The organism is Erwinia sp. GW821-FHT03D09 (assembly GCF_059420805.1).
The window spans coordinates 38,916-62,773 of record NZ_JBWKUK010000026.1 but is presented as its reverse complement, the minus strand read 5'-3'; the positions used below and the strand labels follow the sequence as shown (position 1 = coordinate 62,773).

Sequence of the window (23,858 nt, the reverse complement as noted above, 5' to 3'; positions counted from 1 at the left end):
GATGCTGATGCTGATGCTGATGCTGATGCTGATGCTGATGCTGATGCTGATGCTGATGCTGATGCTGATGCTGATGCGGATGCGGATGCGGATGCGGATGCGGATGCTGATGCGGATGCTGATGCGGATGCCGATGCGGATGCCGACGCCGACGCCGACGCCGACGCAGATGCGGATGCGGATGCCGATGCGGATGCTGACGCGGATGCCGATGCCGATGCTGACGCCGATGCGGATGCTGACGCCGACGCCGACGCAGATGCCGATGCCGACGCGGATGCCGATGCCGATGCGGATGCGGATGCTGACGCCGACGCGGACGCGGACGCCGATGCCGATGCCGACGCGGATGCTGACGCCGACGCCGATGCTGACGCCGATGCGGATGCGGATGCTGACGCCGACGCGGACGCGGACGCCGATGCTGACGCGGATGCTGACGCCGACGCCGACGCAGATGCCGATGCCGACGCGGATGCTGACGCCGACGCCGATGCGGATGCCGATGCCGATGCCGACGCGGATGCTGATGCTGATGCTGACGCCGATGCCGACGCCGATGCGGATGCCGACGCGGATGCCGATGCGGACGCCGATGCGGATGCGGACGCCGATGCCGATGCCGATGCCGATGCCGATGCCGATGCCGATGCCGATGCTGACGCCGACGCTGACGCCGATGCGGACGCCGATGCTGACGCGGATGCCGACGCCGATGCGGATGCTGACGCCGACGCCGACGCGGATGCCGACGCCGACGCGGATGCGGATGCTGATGCCGATGCGGATGCTGATGCGGATGCGGATGCCGATGCCGATGCCGACGCCGATGCGGATGCCGATGCCGACGCCGATGCGGATGCGGATGCGGATGCCGACGCCGATGCGGATGCGGATGCTGACGCCGACGCGGACGCCGATGCCGACGCGGATGCCGACGCGGATGCCGATGCCGACGCCGATGCTGACGCCGACGCAGATGCCGATGCCGACGCGGATGCCGACGCCGATGCTGACGCCGACGCGGATGCCGATGCTGACGCCGATGCCGATGCCGATGCCGATGCCGATGCCGATGCGGACGCCGACGCCGACGCCGATGCGGATGCTGACGCGGATGCCGATGCCGATGCCGATGCGGACGCCGACGCCGATGCGGATGCTGACGCGGATGCCGATGCCGATGCCGATGCCGATGCGGATGCCGATGCTGACGCCGATGCGGATGCGGATGCGGATGCGGATGCGGACGCGGACGCGGACGCGGATGCTGACGCCGACGCGGATGCTGACGCCGACGCGGATGCCGACGCGGATGCCGACGCGGATGCCGACGCGGATGCCGACGCGGATGCCGACGCGGATGCCGACGCCGATGCTGACGCCGACGCGGATGCCGATGCTGACGCCGATGCCGATGCCGATGCGGACGCCGACGCGGATGCTGACGCCGATGCGGATGCGGACGCAGATGCCGACGCGGATGCTGACGCCGACGCCGATGCCGATGCCGATGCCGACGCGGATGCCGATGCCGACGCGGATGCTGATGCTGATGCTGATGCTGACGCCGATGCCGATGCCGACGCCGATGCGGACGCCGATGCGGATGCGGATGCGGACGCCGATGCGGATGCCGATGCCGACGCGGATGCCGACGCCGATGCTGACGCCGACGCGGATGCGGATGCCGACGCGGACGCGGATGCGGATGCCGATGCCGATGCCGACGCGGATGCTGACGCCGATGCGGATGCCGACGCGGATGCTGACGCCGATGCCGATGCGGATGCTGATGCTGACGCGGATGCCGATGCCGATGCTGACGCCGACGCCGATGCCGATGCCGACGCGGATGCCGACGCGGATGCAGATGCCGATGCGGATGCTGACGCCGATGCGGATGCGGATGCGGATGCGGACGCCGATGCCGACGCCGACGCGGATGCCGACGCGGATGCCGACGCGGATGCGGATGCGGATGCCGACGCCGATGCTGACGCCGACGCCGATGCCGACGCGGATGCCGATGCCGATGCCGACGCGGATGCTGATGCCGACGCCGACGCCGATGCCGATGCCGATGCCGATGCCGATGCCGATGCGGATGCGGATGCCGATGCGGATGCCGATGCGGACGCCGATGCGGACGCGGATGCCGATGCGGACGCTGACGCCGATGCCGACGCGGATGCCGATGCTGACGCCGACGCCGATGCCGATGCTGACGCCGATGCGGATGCCGATGCTGACGCGGATGCGGATGCGGATGCGGATGCTGACGCCGATGCCGACGCGGATGCCGATGCGGACGCGGATGCTGACGCCGACGCCGATGCGGATGCTGATGCCGATGCCGACGCCGATGCCGATGCCGATGCCGATGCCGATGCGGACGCCGATGCCGACGCCGATGCGGACGCCGACGCCGACGCCGACGCGGATGCCGATGCCGATGCCGATGCCGATGCTGACGCGGATGCCGATGCCGATGCGGACGCCGACGCCGACGCCGACGCCGACGCGGATGCCGATGCCGATGCGGACGCGGACGCGGATGCTGACGCCGACGCGGATGCGGATGCCGACGCCGATGCTGACGCGGATGCCGATGCCGATGCTGACGCCGACGCGGATGCGGATGCGGATGCTGACGCGGACGCTGATGCTGATGCTGATGCTGATGCTGATGCCGACGCCGATGCTGATGCGGATGCCGATGCCGACGCGGATGCCGATGCTGACGCCGACGCCGATGCCGATGCGGATGCCGACGCCGATGCCGATGCTGACGCGGATGCCGACGCTGATGCCGACGCCGATGCTGACGCCGACGCGGATGCCGATGCGGATGCCGATGCGGATGCGGATGCGGATGCGGATGCTGACGCGGACGCCGATGCGGATGCCGATGCCGATGCCGACGCGGATGCCGATGCCGATGCCGATGCCGATGCCGATGCGGATGCTGACGCCGATGCGGATGCCGATGCCGATGCCGATGCGGATGCTGACGCCGATGCGGATGCCGACGCGGATGCGGATGCGGATGCCGATGCGGATGCCGACGCCGATGCTGACGCCGACGCCGATGCCGACGCGGATGCCGATGCCGATGCCGACGCGGATGCTGATGCCGACGCGGATGCCGATGCCGATGCCGACGCCGATGCGGATGCCGATGCGGATGCCGATGCTGACGCCGACGCGGATGCCGATGCTGACGCGGATGCGGATGCGGATGCGGATGCTGACGCGGACGCCGATGCGGATGCCGACGCCGATGCGGATGCCGATGCCGACGCGGATGCCGATGCCGATGCTGACGCCGACGCAGATGCGGACGCCGACGCGGATGCCGATGCGGACGCCGACGCGGATGCCGATGCGGACGCCGATGCGGATGCTGACGCTGACGCCGACGCGGATGCCGATGCCGATGCGGATGCTGACGCCGACGCGGATGCCGACGCGGATGCGGATGCGGATGCGGATGCGGACGCCGATGCTGACGCCGACGCGGATGCCGATGCCGATGCCGATGCCGATGCCGATGCCGATGCCGATGCCGATGCCGATGCCGATGCCGATGCGGATGCTGACGCGGATGCGGACGCCGACGCGGATGCCGATGCGGATGCGGACGCCGATGCTGACGCCGACGCCGACGCCGATGCCGATGCCGACGCGGATGCCGACGCCGATGCCGATGCCGATGCCGATGCTGACGCCGATGCGGATGCTGACGCCGATGCGGATGCGGATGCCGATGCGGACGCCGACGCGGATGCGGACGCCGATGCTGACGCCGACGCGGATGCCGATGCGGACGCTGACGCCGATGCCGACGCCGATGCTGACGCCGACGCGGATGCCGATGCGGATGCCGACGCCGATGCCGATGCTGACGCCGACGCCGACGCCGACGCGGATGCCGATGCGGATGCGGATGCGGATGCTGACGCGGACGCCGATGCTGATGCCGACGCCGATGCTGATGCTGATGCGGATGCGGACGCAGATGCCGACGCGGATGCTGACGCCGACGCAGATGCGGACGCCGACGCGGATGCTGACGCCGATGCGGACGCCGATGCCGATGCCGATGCCGACGCCGATGCTGACGCCGATGCCGATGCGGATGCCGATGCTGACGCCGATGCCGATGCTGACGCCGATGCCGATGCTGACGCCGATGCGGATGCTGACGCCGATGCGGATGCCGATGCGGATGCTGACGCCGACGCGGATGCCGACGCGGATGCGGATGCGGATGCGGACGCCGATGCTGACGCCGACGCGGATGCCGATGCCGACGCGGATGCCGATGCGGATGCCGATGCGGATGCCGATGCCGATGCCGATGCGGATGCTGACGCGGATGCGGATGCGGACGCCGACGCCGATGCCGATGCGGATGCTGACGCCGACGCGGATGCCGATGCCGACGCGGATGCCGATGCCGACGCGGATGCGGATGCCGATGCGGATGCCGACGCCGATGCGGATGCTGACGCCGACGCGGATGCTGACGCCGACGCGGATGCTGACGCCGACGCGGATGCCGATGCCGATGCCGATGCAGATGCTGACGCCGACGCGGATGCCGATGCTGACGCCGATGCCGACGTTGATGCACCTGACGCACCGGAAGGTCTCGTCGTTAATGCAGGCGGCCTGACCATCACCGGTACTGGTGAACCTGGCGCATCTGTTACCGTCTATGACGCTAACAACAATGTGATCAGCGTTCCGGGCACCGTGGTTGACGGAGACGGCAACTTCACCGTTACTCTGACTACACCTCAGACTAATGGCGAAACTCTGACCGTTACACTGACCGATGAAGCCGGTAACGAATCACTGCCTGGCACCGTTGAAGCAGACGACACCACACCTCCGGATCAGGTTCACGAGCTGAACGTGGCGGAAGACGGCCTGAGCATTACGGGTACTGGCGAACCAGGTGCGAGCATCACCGTACGTAATGCCGCCGGCACTGTGATCAGCGTGGCAGGAGCAATCGTTGGAGAAGACGGTAACTTCACCGTAACGCTGACTTCCGCGCAGACCAACGGCCAGGCGCTGACCGTCCAGCAGACCGATCCAGCGGGCAACCCATCGCCAACTGCACCAGTTACTGCCCACGACACTACGCCACCGGATGCTCCAACCGGACTGTCTATCAACGCGGCGGGTACGGTGATTACCGGTACCGGTGAAATCGGCTCTACGGTAACGATCAAGGATGCCAACGGCAATACTATCAGTCCGGCTAACGTTACCGTCGATAATAACGGCACCTTTACCGTTACGCTGACCACGCCACAGACTAACGGTACACAGCTGTCGGTTACGCTGACGGATGCAGCAGGTAACCCGTCAACGGCGACGTCGATCAAATCAGCGATCATCGTCACGGCAACGCCGGATACCGGGGAAGTGGACTTCCTGACCCATACAGGCAACGTGCAGTCTACGCCTATCGGCTCAAACACTCAGAATGCATTACTGAGTGTGGGTCTTGGGGCGAATCTGCTGAATATTACCCTTCTGGGTAGCAACCCGTATCTGCAGTTCACCGTAGGTGCGAATGAAACCCGAACCTTGACCGTAACAGGTACCGTTACCGGGGTTCAGGCTATCTCAACCGTTTCGGCGTATCTGTATCATGTGAATACCGATGGTTCATTAACCCGGGTTCAGAGTGGCCAGCTGTACCAGCTCCTTCTCGGCCTGGGCGGAACCAGCACGGGGTCACATACCTTCACCGTTTCCACGGCAGGGTCTTACGTTATTGCGATGAACTCAACCGGTGTCGCAGCAGCCACCACCAACACCATGAGTGTTGACGCAGCAACTGATCTTACCAACACGGTACTGACCAATTCCACCAGTACGACTGGCCAGCTGTTAGCCAATGACACCAGCTCCTCTACCGGTGAAATTCCAACAGGCACGCATGTCTCCACGGTGAACGGTACGACGATCGCGACCTCTGGTCTGACTACCATCACTAATGCGTACGGCTCTCTGGCTGTCAACGCGGCGGGGGATTACACCTTCACCCTGGCAGCCAACCTGAAAGTGAACTCGTTGCCAGCAACAACGACCTTTACCTATCAGGTCGTTGACTCGCATAACGTGACGACTTCATCAACGCTGACCATCACGCTGCACAACGGTGTGAATGTGCTCAGTGCGCTGATGGCGGTGGAATCCTTCGATACCGATGCTGAAGCCTCCGGCACCCTTCACGGCAACGTGCACGATGGCGATACCACCACTCATACCGGCGCAACGCTGAATATTGATGGTATCAGCCTGACGGATGACGGTACGGCATCAACCACCGTGGATGGCCTGTACGGTACGCTGACCATCAACGCTGATGGTACGTACAGCTATGAATTGAACGAAGGGATCACTGCGGCCGATATCACTTCTAAAGAAGTGTTCTCGTACTCGCTGGTCGAAACCGACGGTTCAATCACGCTGAACTCACTGACCATTGACCTGGCACCAGCGGTCACCGGCACCAGTGAAGATGACTCTGTTTCCGGCAGTGCCTACAACGACACCTTCACTCTGGGTGACGGGGCAGACACGGTGGTTTACCACCTGCTGGATCAGGATGACTCTACCGGCGGCAACGGTGCGGATACCTGGACCGACTTCACCGTCGGCGAAGACCACATCGATGTCAGTGAACTGCTGCAGGGCTGGGACGGTTCGGCCGCCACTATCGGTAACTATGTCTCGGTAGAACATACCGACGACGGCAATACCGTGGTGTCGATTGACCGTGACGGTGCAGGAACACAGTACGACTCAACCGAACTGATTACTCTCGAAAATGTGACCGTTACCCTGGACGAATTGCTGCAACAGCACAATACTTCCGTGTAACTAATGTTTGAGGGATATTTCAGTGGCACAGGGATGTGCCAAAAAATGTAACGTTATTTACTAACGGGGGTAGTGCAGCCGAGGGCTGCCGCACCCCCGTTTCCTGTTACGGTTTGCCTGAAGGAGTACGCGGATTGTTAAATATTTCAACAGTAAAATCCCGCAGACGGGTGAAGCATGTAAGAGATCAGCAACAGCGAACAGGAAAAAGAATTTCTATGATTCCTCGCGTAAAACGCAGTACGGCAGGCTTATTAATGCTGACCGGTGCTTTATTCCCACTAGCTCCGGCCCTGGCCGAAGAGCTGGATGAAGATTCCTCCTCGCGCATCAGCGCACAATACCTTGTTTCACAACAGGAACTACCCAGCCTGAACGGCGAAGTCACCGAACTCATTATCGAAAATACCAACCAGCCGCTGGATATTACCAAAGCGGTGCAGCGCGCGGTACAGTGGCACCCCACGATCAGTGAACAGGTGGGCAAGCTATTTGAGCAGTCCGAACAGGTGAACTACGCCCGTTCCAAGTACTACCCACAAATTAGCGGTGGGATGAATAACGGTATTACCAACACATACAGTGGACACGGTTACAGCCCGTCGCTGGTGCTTTCACTTTCGCAGATGCTGTATGACTTCGGAAAAGTTGACAGTTCGGTGCGTTCAGCGAATGCCGGCGTGGCACAACAGCAGGCAAAAGTATTGGTGAGCATCGATCAGGTTGCACACGATACGGCCGCCGCACTCGTTCAGGTTCAGGGCTATCAGGAGCTTGTCGCTATCGCGCAGGCGCAACTCGACTCGCTTGACGCCATCGGTGGCCTGGCCCGCGAGCGTAACGATCAGGGGGCCAGTTCCCTCTCCGATGTCGTACAGACCAACACCCGTATTGAAGGCGCGCGCGCCACGCTGATGCAGTATCGCGCGAACCTTGACCGCTGGCGCGCAACGCTGGCCACCTATCTCGGCTGGAAAGCCGTGAACCGCGTCAACAATGACTTCCCCGCAAAGCTGGGGAAAGCCTGTGAAGTTAACCAGGTTGACGATCGCTTAATTCCTTCCGTACTGGCTGCCTGGGCGCAGGCTAATCAGGCGCAGGCCCAGTTGGATTACGCCAATGCCCAGCGGATGCCGACCATCTCCCTGGAGCCGGAAGTCACTCATTACCTCAACGACCGCTATCCGAACAATCAGTCGCTGGATCGTACCCAGTACTCCGCTTATGTGCGGGTGCAGATGCCGCTGTATCAGGGTGGTGGTCTGGACGCACAGCGCGCTGCGGCGGCACACACGCTGGAAGCCGCCAATGCGATGGTCCGTTCTGCGCGACTCAACGCCCGGCAGCAGCTCAGCGCTTCACAGAACGAATCGCAGAGCCTTAGCACTACGCTGGCCATTCAGGCTCGCCAGCAGGCGCTGGGTGAAAAAACCCGCGAGCTGTATCAACAGCAGTATCTGCAGCTTGGCACCCGTCAGCTGCTCGACGTGCTGAACGCCGAGCAGGAAATTTATCAGTCCCGTTTTACCGAGCAGCAGACCATTGCCCAGCTGCGCACCCTGCAGCTGGACTGTCTGTACAGCACGGGGCATATCCGAAGTGCCTTTGCACTGGATAATCAGAAGATCCAGCAGGTGGAGATCCAACCATGAGTCAGCTGCACCAGGAACCTCTCGAACCCGATAACGGCGAGAATAATAATGAGAAAAGCCATCTTCACGACTGGGTGACTGCCATTGGACACATCGCCAGACACTACCGTCTGGAATATTCCCCCGGCGGCCTGCAGGCTGCGGCCAGCTGGCAGGTGGATAAACCCCTGGCTTCAGTGATCCAGAACCTCGGTCGCCAGGCCGGGTTGTCAGGACGTTTGCTGAATGAAAAAGACAGTGAGATCTCTAACTGGCGGCTGCCTCTGGTGATCCAGCTGAAAGACGGCCAGGTGGGAATAATCGAAAGCTATGACGGCATCGACAACGTCGGCGTCAGCTTTATCAGCGACGCCCAGCTGGTGACCCAGCTACCGTTTTCCAAACTGCTGCCGGAAATCCGCCATATTGCCGCCTTCCGACCGGTCGCTGTGGCAAAAGATATCCGCGCCGACCGCTATCTGGCCGAGTACACGCCGAACTGGTTACGCAACCTGGTGCTGCGCGATATCCGTCCCTACTGGTATGTGATGCTGGCCTCGCTGATCATTAATATTATGGCGCTGTCAGGCATCGTTTTCTCGATGCAGGTCTATGACCGGGTGATCCCGGCGCAGTCATACCCAACACTGTATGTACTGTTCGGCGGCGTGATGATCGCCATTATCTTCTCCTTTATTATGCGTATTGCCCGCGGGCATATTACCGACCTGCTGGGAAAACGCGCCGATTTGCGCGTCTCAGACCGCGTATTTGGCCACGCGCTGCGCCTGCGTAACAGCGCAGTCCCCCGCTCTACCGGCAGCTTCATTTCCCAGGTTCGCGAGCTGGAGCAGGTACGCGAAATGGTCACCTCCAGCACCGTTTCTGCCATCGTTGATATGCCGTTCTTTCTGCTGTTTATGGGCGTTTTGGTGGTGATTTCCCCGCATCTGGCGTGGATCGCACCGGTTGCCACGATCCTGATGCTGGTTCCCGGCCTGCTGCTGCAAAAGAAACTGGCCCGGCTGGCGCGTCAGTCCTCGCTGGAAACCACGCTGCGTAACGCCATTCTGGTTGAAAGCCTGCAGGGGCTGGAAGATATCAAGCTGATGCAGGCCGAGCAGCGCTTCCAGCAGCAGTGGAACAGCTATATTCAGATTACCGCGCAGTCCGGGGTGAAAACCCGCCGTTTGACCCAGGGGCTGATTAGCTGGGGAATGACCGTGCAGAACCTCGTGTATGCCACGGTGGTGATGATCGGCGCGCCAATGGTCATTGAGGGTGAAATTACTACTGGTGCGATCGTTGCGGCTTCGATGCTTTCTTCCCGCATGATTGCCCCAATGACCAATCTGTGCGGTGTGCTGGCCCGCTGGCAGCAGGTCAAAGCGGCGAAGGACGGCCTGGATAACATCATGCAGCTGCCAGTGGAAAACGGCGGCGATGAGGCCCGCGTCCACTGCGCCACTCTGTACGGCGACTACCAGTTCAAATCCGCCGTGTTCCGCTACGATCTGGATTCTAATCAGATACCGCTGCGGGTGGCCAAACTGGAGATTCGCCGCGGCGAGCGGATTGCGGTACTGGGCCGCAACGGTGCCGGTAAATCCACTTTCCTGCAGGCGCTGGCCGGCGGCGTAGAGCTGGCTGAAGGTGAACTGCGGCTGGACAACCTCAGCCTGCCGCATATCGACGTGGCCGATCTGCGCCGCAACGTCGGCCTGCTAACGCAGAACGCCCGCATGTTCCACGGTACGCTGCGCGATAACCTGACAATGGGTGCCCCCCACGCTCGCGACGAGGATATTTTCGCGGTGCTGGAAGTCTGCGGTGCCGCCGACTTTATTAAGCGCCTGCCGCTGGGGCTGGAACATAAAATTATGGAAGGCGGACTAGGTCTTTCCGGCGGACAGCGTCAGTCCATTCTGCTGGCGCGTATGCTGCTGCGCGATCCCAATATTGTCCTGCTCGATGAACCTACCGCTTCTCTGGATGAACATACCGAACGCGATTTCCTGCAGCGCCTGAGCGGCTGGCTGGCCGGTCGTACGTTAATTATTGCCACCCACCGCGCCGCCGTGCTGGAGCTGGCCGAACGGGTGCTGGTGTTGAAAGACGGTGCGCTGGTGATGGATGCACCGAAGGATAAAGCAATGAATCGTGCAGAAGAGAAAAAACGTACTCAGGAGATCGGTGATGAAAGCAAATTTGCCTGATCTGCCCGCCACGCTCGACGCGGCGCGCCTACCGGCTCCAACCTACAATGCCGCGGCCATTTCGCTGGCGGATGATGTTGATGGCATCCACAGCGATGAAGTCAAGCTCTCCAGCGCAACGCGGATTGTCTGGCTTTGCGGACTGATGCTGGCGGTGATCGGCGTCTGGGCGTGGTTTGGCACGCTGGACGAAGTGTCTAACGGTACCGGTAAGGTGATCCCCAGCACCCGCGAACAGGTCTTGCAGTCGTTGGACGGCGGTATTCTTGGCGGCCTGAACGTGCGTGAAGGTTCGCGAGTTGAAGCTGGCCAGATCGTAGCCTGGATGGACCCGACTCGCTCACAGTCCAACGTCGGTGAAAGTGCGGCACGCTATCGCGCCTCACTGGCCTCGGCTACGCGTCTGACTGCCGAAGTGAACGATCTGCCGCTGACCTTCCCGGCGGACCTGGACAAATACACGGAGCTGAAAGCATCAGAAACGCGCCTGTATAACACCCGCCGGGCGCAGCTCAACGATTCTGAGTCGCGGATTTCCGAAGCGCTGGACCTGGTGAAACGCGAACTGCAAATCACCGAAAGGCTGGCCACCACCGGCGCGGCCAGTAATGTGGAAGTGCTGCGTCTGCGCCGTCAGAAAGCAGACCTCGACCTGAAAATGACCGATCTGCGCTCGCAGTACTATGTGCAGGCGCGGGAAGAATTATCGAAGGCCAATGCCGAAGTCGATACCCTTGCCGAGGTGATTAAAGGCCGCGCGGACTCCGTTGATCGACTGACCGTTCGCTCACCGGTACGCGGCATCGTCAAAAATATCAAAGTGAACACCATCGGCGGCGTTATCCCCCCTAACGGCGATCTGATGGAGATCGTACCGCTGGACGGTCGCCTGCTGATCGAAACCCGCCTGTCGCCGCGCGACATCGCCTTTATCCACCCCGGCCAGGATGCCCTGGTCAAGATCAGCGCCTACGATTATGCCATTTACGGTGGGCTGCACGGCGTGGTTGAAACGATTTCCCCGGACACCATCCAGGACGAAGTGAAGCCCGAGATTTACTACTACCGCGTATTTATCCGCACGGATGTTGACTATTTGCAGAATAAAAATGGCAAACGATTCTCCATTTCACCGGGAATGATCGCGTCGGTTGATATTAAAACCGGCGAGAAAACCGTTATGGATTACCTGTTTAAACCGTTTAACCGCGTAAAAGAAGCGCTCAGAGAGCGTTAATAGTCTCTGGAGGAGATGAGATGTCATTAAGCAAACTCTTGCAGGCAGCCCGTATTTCTGCCGAAAGTGTGACGACCACAGCGCTGCCGGAAGGTCATCCCGGCTGGGTACTCTTTTTCAGTCTCTGTCACGGTAATAAACGTGCGCATGTCCATATTGCCAGCGGCAACAGTTTTGAACAGGCCTGGAGTCATGGCGCGGAAGCGCTGCAAAAATGGAATAAAAAACAGAGCCGTAAGCCGCTCTGGCTGCGGGTTGATGTGGTAGATCAGGTCCGCGCGGTAAGCTGGGAAGATTTACAGCGTGAATTCGGCAAGACCAAGCGTAACTACTTTGGCTGCGGGCTGTCGCTGGACAGTCAGTTTACCCTCGCCATGCTGCCTCAGGAGCTGTGCGCCAACGCCGTGCTGTACGAAGGCAATAAGAACCTGGCGACGCCGAACGTGATTAATCTGGCAAGCTATGGCCGTCAGCGCTTTGGCCAGCCGTTACAGTGGCCGCAGCGTGACGACGAAACGATCTGGTGCTTTACAACCAGCGGCGTATTTACCGACGGCACTCAAACCCTGCCGCTGGAAAATCGCGGACTGAACGCAGGCTATCGCCGCATCGATAACTGGCCGGGCGAGACGCTGCCTGAGGTGATTGACAGCGCCACCAGCTTCCTGGCCGAACAGGTGAAATCCTCCGGTGAGTTTTACTACGGCTGGTTCCCCTGCTTTGACCGCCCTATCGACTCCTATAACGCGCTGCGCCATGCCAGCTCGACCTATGCCCTGCTCGAAGGCTGGGAGAAAAGCCAGCAGCCGCAGCAGATGGAAGCGGTTGAGCGCTCGCTGCGCTACCTGACCGGCAAGCTGATCCACACGCGCAAACTGCCGGACGGCAGCGACGCCGATTTCCTCGTGGATACCGGGAATGAGATCAAGCTGGGCGGTAACGCCGTCTGTATTCTGGCGATGGCGAAATACACCGAGCTGACCGGGGATGAGCGCTATCTGGCGCAAATGGAGCGGCTGGCAAACGGTATCGGTTTCATGCAGACCGATAAGAAGTCGTTTGTGCATGTGCTGAACTACCCCAGCCTGTCGGTGAAGGCGGAGCAGCGCATCATCTATTACGACGGAGAAGCGGCGTTTGCGCTGATGCGGCTGTACGGCATTACTCGCAATCCACGCTGGCTGGAGATCGTCGAGCGCGCGTTTGACTACTTTATTGAGAATAAGCACTGGCAGGCGCACGACCACTGGTTGAGCTACTGCGTTAATGAACTGACGCTGTATCGCCCGGAAGAGCGCTATTTCAAGTTCGGGCTGGATAACGTGAGCGACTATCTGAATTTTGTGCTGACGCGTATCACCACTTTCCCAACGCTGCTTGAGCTGATGATGGCGGCGCAGAAAATGATCGTGCGGATGGCCGCCGACGAGCGCCACTGTCACCTGCTGTTTGACTTCAACCTGAATAAATTCTACGAAGCACTGGAGTTCCGCGCCCGCTACCTGCTGAACGGCTTCTTCTGGCCGGAACTGGCCATGTTCTTTAAAAATCCAGAGCGCATTGTTGGCAGCTTCTTTATCCGCCACCACAGCTTCCGAGTGAGGATCGATGATGTTGAACACTATCTTTCAGGCTATGTCGCCTACCATAACTATCTGCGCCAGCCATCCCATGAACAGGCGACCGCTGTGAAGGCCTCGGTAGCGTCTAAGGCGCTTGCTGCACGCGGTGGACCGCGCAAATCCGGCGATCCACGTGTACTGTTCCTGTGTGAAAACCTGCGTAACGTCGGTAACGGCGTTGAAGTGGCGACAATGCGCCGCGTCAGGCTGTTTAAAGAGTATCTCGGCGTGGTGCCGACCATCCTGATTTCATCATTTAACCCGGCGCTGGAAGAAACAACGGAGGCCTTTAAGGCCGCCGGTAAGCTACCGGTAGAAACCCAGGTGATGAGCATTTACCAGTGGCTGTCGCCGCTGTGCGATAGCAAAAAACTCGCGCCGCTGGCGGCGATCCCGCAGGGCGTGCTGTTACGTTCCACGGGGACTAAAGACGCGCCGCTGCGCGTATTGCAGTATGCGCTGCCGGGGCGTGAGGGCGAGCTGAGCTTCGAAGATTATGTCGATAGCCGCCAGCGTATCGTTCTGCGCAAGCACTATACCCAGCGCCAGCAGAGCAGCCTGTTGTCCAGCATTGAAGTCGGCCAGCCAAACGGCAAGAAACTGAGCTGGCGCAGCGATGCAGCATTTGTCGCGGCGCTGGCGATTATGTGCCTCGATCCGCGTACTGAATGGCACTTCCTTGTGGATAAAAACCGTCCGTGGAGTGAATTTATTCGCCTTGCGCCGCATCTGCACTGCAACGGCACGCTGACCTCGCTGTTCCACTCTACTCACCTGCTGGCCAATGGCAAGCTGAAAGCGGGCTATGCGCGCATACTCGACAGCGAGAAAAACATCGACCAGCTGGTGGTTCTGACCGACGGGCAGCAGCAGGCGCTGCTTAACGGCGGTTTCCCGGCTCAGCGCCTGCGTACCATCCCAAACCACATTGATAATCCGCAGGCGACGAAAAAGATCAGCAAGAAGGCCAGTAAAAATGTGGTGTATATGGCCCGCTACTCAGAAGAAAAGCGCCACGGACTGCTGCTGCGGGTGTTTGAAAAAGTGCTGAAGGCGGTACCGGATGCGCAGCTGCATACCTGGGGCGTTGGCCCGCTGCGTGCTGGCCTGATTAAACAGGTACAGGACAAAGGGCTGACGCAAAATATTCATATCAACGGCTTCTCCGCCGATGTCGAAGGCATCCACCGTCAGGCATGCTGCGCGGTGCTGTGTTCAGATCAGGAAGGTTTCTCGCTGTTTGGTCTGGAAGCGCTGGCTTACAGCACGCCGCTGGTCAGCTTTAACGTCGATTACGGTCCGCGTGATCTGCTGGGCAATTTCAAAGCGGGCGTACTGGTCGAAGATGGCAACGAGCAGGCGCTGGCGGATACGCTGATAGACCTGCTGGAGCATCCGGGCAAACTGCGCACCATGCGCGGAGCAGCTGCACGCAGCGCGGCACGCTTCTTTACGCCGGTGGTGGCCGAGAAATGGCGGCAGTGGTGGGATGATATACGCCAGCTGGCGGCCGATCGCGAACAGCAGGCGCTCCCAGTCAGCCAGGAACGCGCAGCAATCGGGCAATAAAGCTTTGCCCTGCCGTCACAATCGGCATCAGGAGCATCATTGCCTAAGGCATAACACGCTTTATTCAATCGTTAACGGGGCGGTTTTCCGCCCCGACATCGCCATCATCCGCGATTTTTCTGCTCGTACTCATACCCAAGCGCATATCACCGTTCTGATTGGTTAAGAAAACACACGATCTTTATTGTGCTTATCGGCGTACCCTTACCACTTCAGGGGCTTTAACATCACACAGGTTCTGCTACCTGGACGAAATGACGTGATGTCTTCTTAAGAATTAACTGAGATGAAATATCGCTGAAGTCGTTGTTGGCACCAGCTCGGGTAAAAATTCGCCGCAATTTGGTGGCATAGCAGGCAATTCTTCGTAAAGAAAGTTCAACAAAGATAAATCCCGGTTTCATCCGAGGCTATTATGAACATATAATGTGCAGCCGGTCACAGTTGACCAGTATTGGGTCGTTTATCAACAGTCTACATGGCGCTACACCTGAAATAATATGAAAAAAAGCATCCGTGCATTTGTCACCCTGTTTCTGGCCGCAGCGGCGTTCAGCCACTCAGCCTTAGCCGTGGTTTATCCGCTTCCGGCCGCCAACAGCCGCCTGATCGGACAGAACCTGGAAATCACAATTCCTGAAGACAGCAAGCTGCCGCTGGAAGCTTTTGCTGCGCAGTACCAGATGGGTCTGAGCAACCTGATGGAAGCTAACCCAGGCGTTGACGTTTATCTGCCGAAAGCCGGCAGCAAACTGATTATTCCTCAGCAGCTGATCCTGCCAGACGCTCCGCGTGAAGGCATTGTGATCAACAGCGCTGAAATGCGCCTGTACTACTATCCGAAAGGCACGAAAACCGTTGTTGTACTGCCAATCGGCATCGGCGAATTGGGTAAAGATACGCCTGTTAACTGGACCACGTCCGTTCAGCGTAAAAAAGACGGTCCGACCTGGACCCCAACCAAGAAAATGCACGAAGAGTATGCCGCGCGCGGTGAGTCTCTGCCTGCCGTTTTCCCGGCTGGCCCGGATAACCCGATGGGTCTGTACGCACTGTATATTGGCCGTCTGTACGCGATTCACGGTACCAACGCCAACTTTGGTATTGGCCTGCGCGTAAGCCACGGCTGCGTGCGTCTGCGCGCGGACGATATTAAATGGCTGTTCGACAACGTGCCGGTTGGCACGCGCGTGCAGTTTATCGATCAGCCGATTAAGGCAACGGTCGAGCCGGACGGTTCTCGCTATGTTGAGATCCACAACCCGCTGTCGCAGACCGAAGAGCAGTTCCAGTCCCGCGAGCCGGTTCCACTGACGCTTACCGCTGCGGTAACGAAAATGGTTAGCGATGCCAGCGTTAACACCACCAGTATGGAAGACGCGCTGAAAGCACGTTCCGGTATGCCAGTAAAAGTGAATGGTGAAGCCGATGCCAGCGCTCCGGTTGCCGTGCCCGAGCAGGAAGGTGCACTGCCGAAAGAAGAGCCGATGACGCCGGTCACTCCGCAGGGTGCCAACGTGGTTGATTCCGTTACCGGTGACGCCACTGCCGCTGCGCAGCAGCCAGCAGCTGAACAGGCCGCAGCTGAGCAGCCAGCAACCGAGCAGTCTGTACCGGCAGCGACCGATGCATCTGCGGAAAGCAACGCACAGACCATTCCAGGCCTGAGCCAGCCGGGTCCAATCTACAGCACGCCGAAATCCTGATTCGCATCAGGGGCCTTTCACTGGCCCGGTGATTAAAACTGCACCTGAAAGGCGGCAAGGGCCGCTGATTAAGATGCAGTTTTTTATGCCGTAAACCTTCACTTGCAGAATAATAAACACCCTCTCCAGGGTGGCGGCGTACTTCTTAATCTGCACATCACCGGATAGTGTTCTGCTTCTATTTAATCGCCCGTAATTTATAAAATCACTATTGGGTGAGATTTATCTCAATAACTGATTTAATGAATGAAAATCCGATTTAAGCGCACGGAATGAGTGGTACTGACCAGGCTGATCGCAATAGCTTAGTGTTGCGTTAGCGTTAATTTGCTGATGCCCTCGACAACAATAGGCTTTGGAGAACCCATGTTGTTCTCACCGCTGGCGTTTGTGTCTCGGCCAGCATTTCCACCGGGAAAGGATGCCACCCTTTCCCTTTTTTTTATCCCGGTTCCCGCCGCCGAAGTACCAGCCAGGCTGCCGCACAGCTAAACACCACCACTAACAGCACGAAACCATGCGGATTGCCCGATAGCGGTATCCCTCCCACATTCATGCCGAAAAAACCGGCGACCAGATTAATGGGCAGCGCCAGCACGGTAATCAGCGTCAGGGTAAACAGCGTGGCACTCTCCTCCCGGCTTTCACGCGCATCAAAAATGACGTCGTTCAGCACCGCCATCAACGCATCGTTCTGCCGCTCAATGCGGGTACTGTGTGAACCGTGCTGGATCTCGTCGAAGAACTCTTCGTCAACGGCAAAATGGGTTTGTAGCCAGCGCGCAGCAGCAGCGTGATTAAGATTAACGTGAAGCCACAGAAAGCTATCTTCCGTGCTGCTCTGGCTGTTCCATGCCTCACACGACTGCTGTACGGTCAAACTTTGCGGCTCGCGGCCGTTGAAAAACTGATAGCCATAAATCAGGCCGGAAACATCATCACTAAAGTCGGGTTTTTACCGCACCAGCGGCAGGCGTTGAGTCATAGATTTACCAGGCTAAAACAGGGCCGCAATAACCCTATCCTGACCTATGCAGATGACAGTTTTGTTACCGTCGCCGCCGGATGAGCAATTATTCGCCCGCTTCGTCATTTAGTTGTCATTAAAACTGCGTATTACCGGAGAGTAATTCTGTTTAACAGCACAATGACTTCTTTTTAACCTTACCGGGGGTAAGCGAGAATGGCGATGCAAGGTAATGATTTCTCCATTGAGAATATTAACCAGCGCCTGCTGCAGGAGTTCTACGACAGCTACGACGAAGAGCTGGAGATGGAGCTTGACGATCTGCGTTTCGGCGACGGCCGCGAGCCTGAACCGGGTGAAAAGGCCTGGCGTAAGCACTATTTCCGCGAGCTTCTGCGCCTGCAGGGTGAACTGGTCAAACTGCAGGATTGGGTCACGCGTACCGGGCACCGCCTGGTGATTATTTTTGAAGGCCGCGATGCCGCGGGCAAAGGCGGGGTGATTAAGCGCATTACCCAGCGCCTTAACCCGCGTACCTGCCGCGTTGCCGCCCTGCCCGCGCCTAACGATCGTGAACGCACCCAGTGGTATTTCCAGCGCTATATCGCTCACCTTCCGGCCGCAGGAGAAATGGTGCTGTTTGACCGCAGCTGGTACAACCGAGCGGGCGTTGAGCGAGTGATGGGCTTCTGCAATGAACAGGAAGTGGAAGAGTTTTTCCGCAGCGTGCCGGAGTTTGAAAAGATGCTGACGCGCAGCGGAATTCAGATCGTTAAATACTGGTTCTCCATTACCGATGAAGAGCAGGAGCTGCGCTTCCTCAGCCGTATCCACGACCCGTTAAAACAGTGGAAGCTCAGCCCGATGGACCTGGAAAGCCGCCGCCGCTGGGAAGAGTACACCGAGGCGAAAGAAGAGATGCTGGAGCGCACCAATATTGACGAAGCGCCCTGGTGGATCGTGCAGGGCGTGGACAAAAAGAAGGCGCGCCTGAACTGCATCAGTCATCTGCTGCGCCAGATCCCGTATGAAGACACGGAGCAGAAAACCTTCACCCTACCGCACCGCGAGCGCCACGATAAGTACCGCCGCAACCCGGTGCCGGAAGAGATGATCGTGCCGGAAATTTACTGATCTGGCTGGGGGGATTGACCTTCCCCCCGCATCAACATTCTGACAATCAGCGCCAGCGCAATCAGCACCACGCCCGCAGCCGCCAGATAGATAGTATCAATTCCCCAGTGTCCAATCAGCAGGCCCGCCAGCGGCCCGGTGATCCCCAGACCGCAGTCGAGAAAGGCAGAATAGAGCCCCAGCGCCGATCCCTGATTTTGCGGCTTAACACGCCGAATCGCTTCCACGCCCAGTGCCGGGAAGATCAGTGAGAAGCCGGAGCCGGTGAGAAACGCCCCAAGATCCACCATCCACACGCTGCTCGCCTGCCAGATAATCAGCAGGCCAACGCACTCGATAGTGAATGACACCAGCGAAACGCGCATGGCCCCAAAGCGGCTGATGCTGTTGTTAAACAGCAGGCGCATCAGTATAAACCCGCAGCTGAACAGCGTCAGCGAGAAGGCCGCACCGCTCCAGCCGTGATGGCTGAAATAAAGTGTGATAAAGGTGGCAATGGTACCGAAGCCCACCGTGCCCAGCCCCAGGCACAGACCGTAGATCCAGATTTTGCCAAAGACCTGGCTGAACGGGGTGCGTTCGCCCACCTGCACTTTGACCGCCGGACGGCGCGTTGCCATCCAGAATCCGAAAATGGCCATCACAACGATCAATCCGGCAAAGCCAGGAATACCAAACAGCGAATTCAGCATCACCCCCAGCGGCGCCCCCATCGCCATCGCCAGATAGGTGGCGACGCCGTTCCAGGAGATCACCCGGGCGCTCTGCACCGTACCCACGACGTTAATCCCCCACAGAATCGATCCGGTGGCTGTCAGACTTTCACCGAAGCCCAGCACTACTCGCCCTGCGGCCAGCAGCAGCAGGCTGACAAGGGGAGAAGTATTAAACACCACTGCCAGAATACTCAGCGCGCCGCTGGCACCGCACAGCACCAGCCCGGCCAGCACCACTTTTTTTGGTCCGAGCAGATCGGCATAGCGACCGGCCTGCGGGCGGCTAATCAACGTGGCGAAGTACTGCAGACTGATGATAAGTCCGGCAACAAACGAACTGTATCCCAGCTGGTTATGCACATAGCCCGGCAGCACTGCCAGTGGCAGACCGATGGAGAGGTAACAAAAAAAGGTAAAAACCACCACGGAGATAATGCGTTTATTAAGCTGGGCATTGGTTAATGCCGGAATTGCAGACATAGCAGAGCCAAAACAGGTTGTAATAGTCGCTATATCATACCCTTAGCTTGCTAACAGATCCCGCGAAGAATCGCGATAAGTTATGTCAAAAACAGGATTTTTATTCCCAGCAGCGAATGTTAAACGCTTATTGCCGTTGAAGCTTAGGCTGAACGAGTTCATTTACCGGAGATTTTATCATGAGATTTAAAGGAAAAGTGGCGATCGTGACCGGCGGTGCCAGCGGAATTGGCGCAGCGACCGTTCAGCGGCTGGCATCAGAAGGTGCTGCGGTAGTTATTGCCGACTTGAATGAGACGGCGGGTAAAAAGCTGGAAAACCGCCTGAACAGCGAAGGTCATCAGAGCCTGTTCTTTAAGATTAACGTCACCGACGCCCAGCAGAATCAACAGTTGATCGAGAAGACGGTCGCGCGCTTTGGCCGCCTGGATATTGTATTTGCCAATGCCGGTATCGCCGATGATGCCCCCGCCGACGCGCTTTCGCTGGAGAAATGGCGCAAAACCATTGATATCAACCTTACCGGCGTTTTTCTGTTGGATAAGGCCGCCATAGAGTACTGGCTCGCGCAGCAGCAGCCTGGCGTTATCGTTAACTGCGGCTCAATTCACAGTTGGGTAGGGAAACACGGGTTGAGCGCCTATTCCGCGGCGAAAGGCGGCGTGAAGTTGCTGACGCAAACCCTGGCAATAGACTACGCTGCGAAGAATATACGTGTGAATGCCGTTTGCCCTGGCTACATAGATACCCCGCTGCTCGATCCACAGGGAGCGGCGGCAAAAGCCGAGCTGGTGAAACTGCATCCGGCAGGCCGCCTTGGCCGCCCGGAGGAAGTTGCCAGCGTGGTCGCGTTTCTCGCCAGCGATGATGCTTCATTTATTAACGGCGCCGCCCTGCTGGTGGATGGCGGTTACGTTGCCCAATAAGCCACATTAAGCGGCGGGCGAGGCGGGCCGGAAAGTGAGGCAGCCAGATGAGCGCGCGGGATAACACGGTGATATTTCAATCCCCGGCGTAGCCAGGAAAATCGATTACCGGTGCCCTGCCGGGGCTCAGACGCGAATATTGCCGATCGCCCGCGCGATATCTTTTGAGGTGCCCAGCGCGCGAATTTCAGCGAACAGCCCGCTGGCTTCTTCGTATTCCTTACGCAGATAGCCCAGCCACTGCTTGATGCGCGCGACGTGGTACAGGCCGGTATCGCCCTGTTTTTCCAGCAGGACGTATTTCTTCAGCAGCATCACGACGTCGTTCCACGGCATGCGCGGTTCATTGTATTTAATCACCCGGCTAAGATTCGGAACGTTCAGCGCGCCGCGTCCGATCATCACCGCATCACATCCGGTCGTCGCCAGGCAGTCCTGCGCGCTCTGCCAGTCCCAGATTTCGCCGTTGGCGATCACCGGAATCGTTAAGCGTTGACGAATTTCACCAATCGCTGCCCAGTTAATGCGCTCGGCTTTGTAACCGTCTTCTTTGGTGCGGCCGTGTACGGCAAGCTCGGTCGCGCCCGCCTGCTGTACCGCATCGGCGATTTCAAACTGGCGATCGCCGGAATCCCAGCCGAGTCGAATTTTTACCGTCACCGGCAGATGAGCAGGAACGGCGGCACGCATAGCCTTCGCGCCCTGATAAATCAATTCGGGATCTTTTAACAGCGTGGCCCCGCCGCCGCTGCCGTTGACCGTTTTAGACGGGCAGCCGCAGTTGAGATCCACCCCCCATGACCCCAGCTCCACCGCTCGTGCGGCGTTTTCCGCCAGCCATTCCGGGTACTGGCCCAGCAGCTGAATACGCACCAGCGTACCGGAAGGCGTCCGGCTGGCGTGATCCAGTTCAGGGCAAAGGCGAGAAAAACATTTCACCGGCAGCAGTGCATCCACTACCCGCAAAAATTCGGTAATACAGAGATCGTAATCGTTGACGTCGGTCAGCAGTTCACGCACCAGCGAATCGAGAACGCCTTCCATCGGGGCAAGTAGCACGCGCATGGTAAACCTGTGGATTGTAAAAGGGGGAACCGGGCGGTTCCCCCGAATGAATTAGCCGTTGTTGCCAGGATTAGCACGACGCTGACGGGTACGGTTTACGCGTGGTGCACCGTTGCCACCTTCAGGGCGAGCACCGCGTGCTGCACCGGAACCGCTAGCCGCGCTGCCGCCGTTGCCCTGACGACGCTGTTCGCCGCCGTTGCCCTGGCGGCGCTGCTCGCCACCGTTGTTGCCGCTGCCGTTACCGCTACGGTTGCCACCGGCGCTACGTCCACCGCCACTACGCTGGCCCGGGGCACCGCCGCGACCACGACCACCGCCGCCACCTGCGCCACCGCGCTGCTGACGACCGTTAACGATCGGCTCAGCCTTGATCGTTGGGTCCGGCTCGTAGCCGTCAATCGCCAGACGCGGGATCTCACGCTTCAGTACGCGTTCAATATCGCGCAGCAGTTTGTGTTCATCCACGCAGACCAGCGACAGCGCTTCACCCACCGCCGCCGCGCGACCGGTACGACCAATACGGTGTACGTAGTCTTCCGGCACGTTTGGCAGCTCGTAGTTCACCACGTGCGGCAGCTCTTCGATGTCGATACCGCGCGCGGCGATATCCGTTGCCACCAGCACGCGGATTTTACCGTCTTTAAAATCGCTCAGCGCACGGGTACGCGCACCCTGGCTTTTATTTCCGTGGATCGCGGCGGCGGTGATGCCATCTTTATTCAGCTGCTCGGCCAGGTGGTTAGCACCGTGTTTGGTGCGGGTAAATACCAGCACCTGCTGCCAGTTACCGCTACCGATCAGCTGCGACAGCAGTTCCCGCTTGCGTTTTTTATCTACGAAATGAACGTGCTGGGTAACCTGCTCGGATGCGGTGTTACGCCGCGCGACTTCCACCTGCTCCGGGTTGTGCAGCAGTTTTTCCGCCAGGGATTTAATCTCATCAGAGAAGGTGGCGGAGAACAGCAGGTTCTGACGTTTTGCCGGCAGCTTGGCCAGCACGCGGCGGATATCGTGAATAAAGCCCATATCCAGCATGCGGTCGGCTTCATCCAGCACCAGAATTTCAACCTTAGACAGGTCAAGCGCGTTCTGATGCTCAAGATCCAACAGACGGCCTGGCGTGGCGACCAGTACGTCAACGCCACCGCGCAGCTTCATCATCTGCGGGTTAATACTCACGCCGCCAAATACCACCAGCGAGCGAATATTCAGATATTTGCTGTACTCAGCAACGTTTTCACCGACCTGCGCTGCCAGCTCGCGGGTTGGGGTTAAAATCAACGCACGAACCGGGCGGCGGCCCTTGGCGTACGGGTTTTCGCTGCTGAGAAGCTGCAGCAGAGGCAGGGTAAAACCGGCGGTTTTACCGGTGCCGGTCTGGGCGCTGGCCATCAGATCGCGACCGGAAAGCACTACCGGGATTGCCTGACGCTGAATCGGCGTTGGCTCGTTATAGCCCTGTTCAGCAACAGCGCGAAGAATATCGGCATTAAGGCCGAGAGAATCAAATGACATAAAGTTGACTGACTCCGGGTCCGCCCTGACCGCAAAGCGGTGTAGTTTCCAGGGGGAGAATATGACGCCAGGATTGTCCTGACGCTTGAATGAGAGCACAAACCACGGTGCGTAAGCGGCAGATTATAACAGATCCCCTCGCTCTACAGGGAGTTATTCTTG

General features: G+C 59.0%; 13 protein-coding genes. 9 read left to right on the top strand and 4 right to left on the bottom strand.

Annotated features, from left to right (window positions below; genetic code table 11):
- The 7 genes from AC07U6_RS20920 to AC07U6_RS20890 all read left to right on the top strand — a co-directional run.
- Positions 1-4,681: hypothetical protein (locus tag AC07U6_RS20920; protein WP_494764841.1), on the top strand; the 4,681-nt coding region annotated here is incomplete at its 5' end.
- A 59-nt stretch (positions 4,682-4,740) separates the two neighbouring features.
- Positions 4,741-6,909, top strand: a complete 2,169-nt coding sequence (locus tag AC07U6_RS20915; RefSeq protein WP_494764840.1) for an Ig-like domain-containing protein — start codon at positions 4,741-4,743, stop codon at positions 6,907-6,909.
- Between the two features lie 218 nt (positions 6,910-7,127).
- Entirely contained in the window at positions 7,128-8,561 is a 1,434-nt protein-coding gene (locus tag AC07U6_RS20910; RefSeq protein ID WP_494762079.1) for a TolC family outer membrane protein, read from the top strand.
- Positions 8,558-10,756, top strand: a complete 2,199-nt coding sequence (locus AC07U6_RS20905; RefSeq protein ID WP_494762078.1) for a type I secretion system permease/ATPase — start codon at positions 8,558-8,560, stop codon at positions 10,754-10,756. Before AC07U6_RS20910 ends, AC07U6_RS20905 begins: the two co-directional genes overlap by 4 nt.
- Entirely contained in the window at positions 10,737-11,993 is a 1,257-nt protein-coding gene (locus AC07U6_RS20900; protein WP_494762077.1) for an HlyD family type I secretion periplasmic adaptor subunit, read from the top strand. Before AC07U6_RS20905 ends, AC07U6_RS20900 begins: the two co-directional genes overlap by 20 nt.
- Positions 11,994-12,013: 20 nt before the next feature.
- A complete protein-coding gene (locus tag AC07U6_RS20895) occupies positions 12,014-15,184 on the top strand; it encodes a glycosyltransferase (protein ID WP_494762076.1) in 3,171 nt (1,056 codons plus the stop codon).
- A 500-nt stretch (positions 15,185-15,684) separates the two neighbouring features.
- The gene (locus AC07U6_RS20890; RefSeq protein WP_494762075.1) at positions 15,685-16,890 is read left to right on the top strand and encodes a L,D-transpeptidase family protein; all 1,206 of its coding nucleotides are present in this window, start codon (positions 15,685-15,687) and stop codon (positions 16,888-16,890) included.
- Between the two features lie 442 nt (positions 16,891-17,332).
- On the opposite strand, the gene AC07U6_RS20885 is transcribed toward AC07U6_RS20890, so the two are convergent.
- A complete protein-coding gene (locus AC07U6_RS20885; protein WP_494764456.1) occupies positions 17,333-17,815 on the bottom strand; it encodes a CorA family divalent cation transporter in 483 nt (160 codons plus the stop codon).
- Positions 17,816-18,073: 258 nt separating this feature from the next.
- Here AC07U6_RS20885 and ppk2 point away from each other — a divergent pair, with 258 nt between their 5' ends.
- On the top strand, positions 18,074-18,991 hold the full coding sequence (gene ppk2 / locus AC07U6_RS20880) for a polyphosphate kinase 2 (RefSeq protein WP_494762074.1): 918 nt from the start codon (positions 18,074-18,076) through the stop codon (positions 18,989-18,991).
- On the opposite strand, the gene AC07U6_RS20875 is transcribed toward ppk2, so the two are convergent.
- Positions 18,985-20,187: an MFS transporter gene (locus AC07U6_RS20875; RefSeq protein WP_494762073.1), complete on the bottom strand. Its 1,203-nt coding sequence runs from the start codon at positions 20,185-20,187 to the stop codon at positions 18,985-18,987. The two genes, ppk2 and AC07U6_RS20875, sit on opposite strands and share 7 nt — an antisense overlap.
- Before the next feature lie 179 nt (positions 20,188-20,366).
- On the opposite strand from AC07U6_RS20875, the gene AC07U6_RS20870 reads away from it, so the two are divergent.
- Entirely contained in the window at positions 20,367-21,113 is a 747-nt protein-coding gene (locus AC07U6_RS20870; protein ID WP_494762072.1) for an SDR family NAD(P)-dependent oxidoreductase, read from the top strand.
- A 126-nt stretch (positions 21,114-21,239) separates the two neighbouring features.
- Here AC07U6_RS20870 and dusC read toward each other — a convergent pair whose 3' ends face one another.
- Positions 21,240-22,178: a tRNA dihydrouridine(16) synthase DusC gene (dusC, locus tag AC07U6_RS20865; protein ID WP_494762071.1), complete on the bottom strand. Its 939-nt coding sequence runs from the start codon at positions 22,176-22,178 to the stop codon at positions 21,240-21,242.
- A gap of 51 nt (positions 22,179-22,229) precedes the next feature.
- Positions 22,230-23,696, bottom strand: a complete 1,467-nt coding sequence (gene rhlE / locus AC07U6_RS20860) for an ATP-dependent RNA helicase RhlE (protein ID WP_494762070.1) — start codon at positions 23,694-23,696, stop codon at positions 22,230-22,232.
- Positions 23,697-23,858: the final 162 nt, after the last annotated feature.

Excerpts from the sequence above, each read along its gene's own strand:
- AC07U6_RS20910 (WP_494762079.1), top strand. The coding sequence starts at position 7,128 with ATGATTCCTCGCGTAAAACGCAGTACGGCAGGCTTATTAATGCTGACC.
- AC07U6_RS20905 (WP_494762078.1), top strand. The coding sequence starts at position 8,558 with ATGAGTCAGCTGCACCAGGAACCTCTCGAACCCGATAACGGCGAGAAT.
- AC07U6_RS20900 (WP_494762077.1), top strand. The coding sequence starts at position 10,737 with ATGAAAGCAAATTTGCCTGATCTGCCCGCCACGCTCGACGCGGCGCGC.
- AC07U6_RS20895 (WP_494762076.1), top strand. The coding sequence starts at position 12,014 with ATGTCATTAAGCAAACTCTTGCAGGCAGCCCGTATTTCTGCCGAAAGT.
- AC07U6_RS20890 (WP_494762075.1), top strand. The coding sequence starts at position 15,685 with ATGAAAAAAAGCATCCGTGCATTTGTCACCCTGTTTCTGGCCGCAGCG.
- ppk2 (WP_494762074.1), top strand. The coding sequence starts at position 18,074 with ATGGCGATGCAAGGTAATGATTTCTCCATTGAGAATATTAACCAGCGC.
- AC07U6_RS20875 (WP_494762073.1), bottom strand. The coding sequence starts at position 20,187 with ATGTCTGCAATTCCGGCATTAACCAATGCCCAGCTTAATAAACGCATT.
- AC07U6_RS20870 (WP_494762072.1), top strand. The coding sequence starts at position 20,367 with ATGAGATTTAAAGGAAAAGTGGCGATCGTGACCGGCGGTGCCAGCGGA.
- dusC (WP_494762071.1), bottom strand. The coding sequence starts at position 22,178 with ATGCGCGTGCTACTTGCCCCGATGGAAGGCGTTCTCGATTCGCTGGTG.
- rhlE (WP_494762070.1), bottom strand. The coding sequence starts at position 23,696 with ATGTCATTTGATTCTCTCGGCCTTAATGCCGATATTCTTCGCGCTGTT.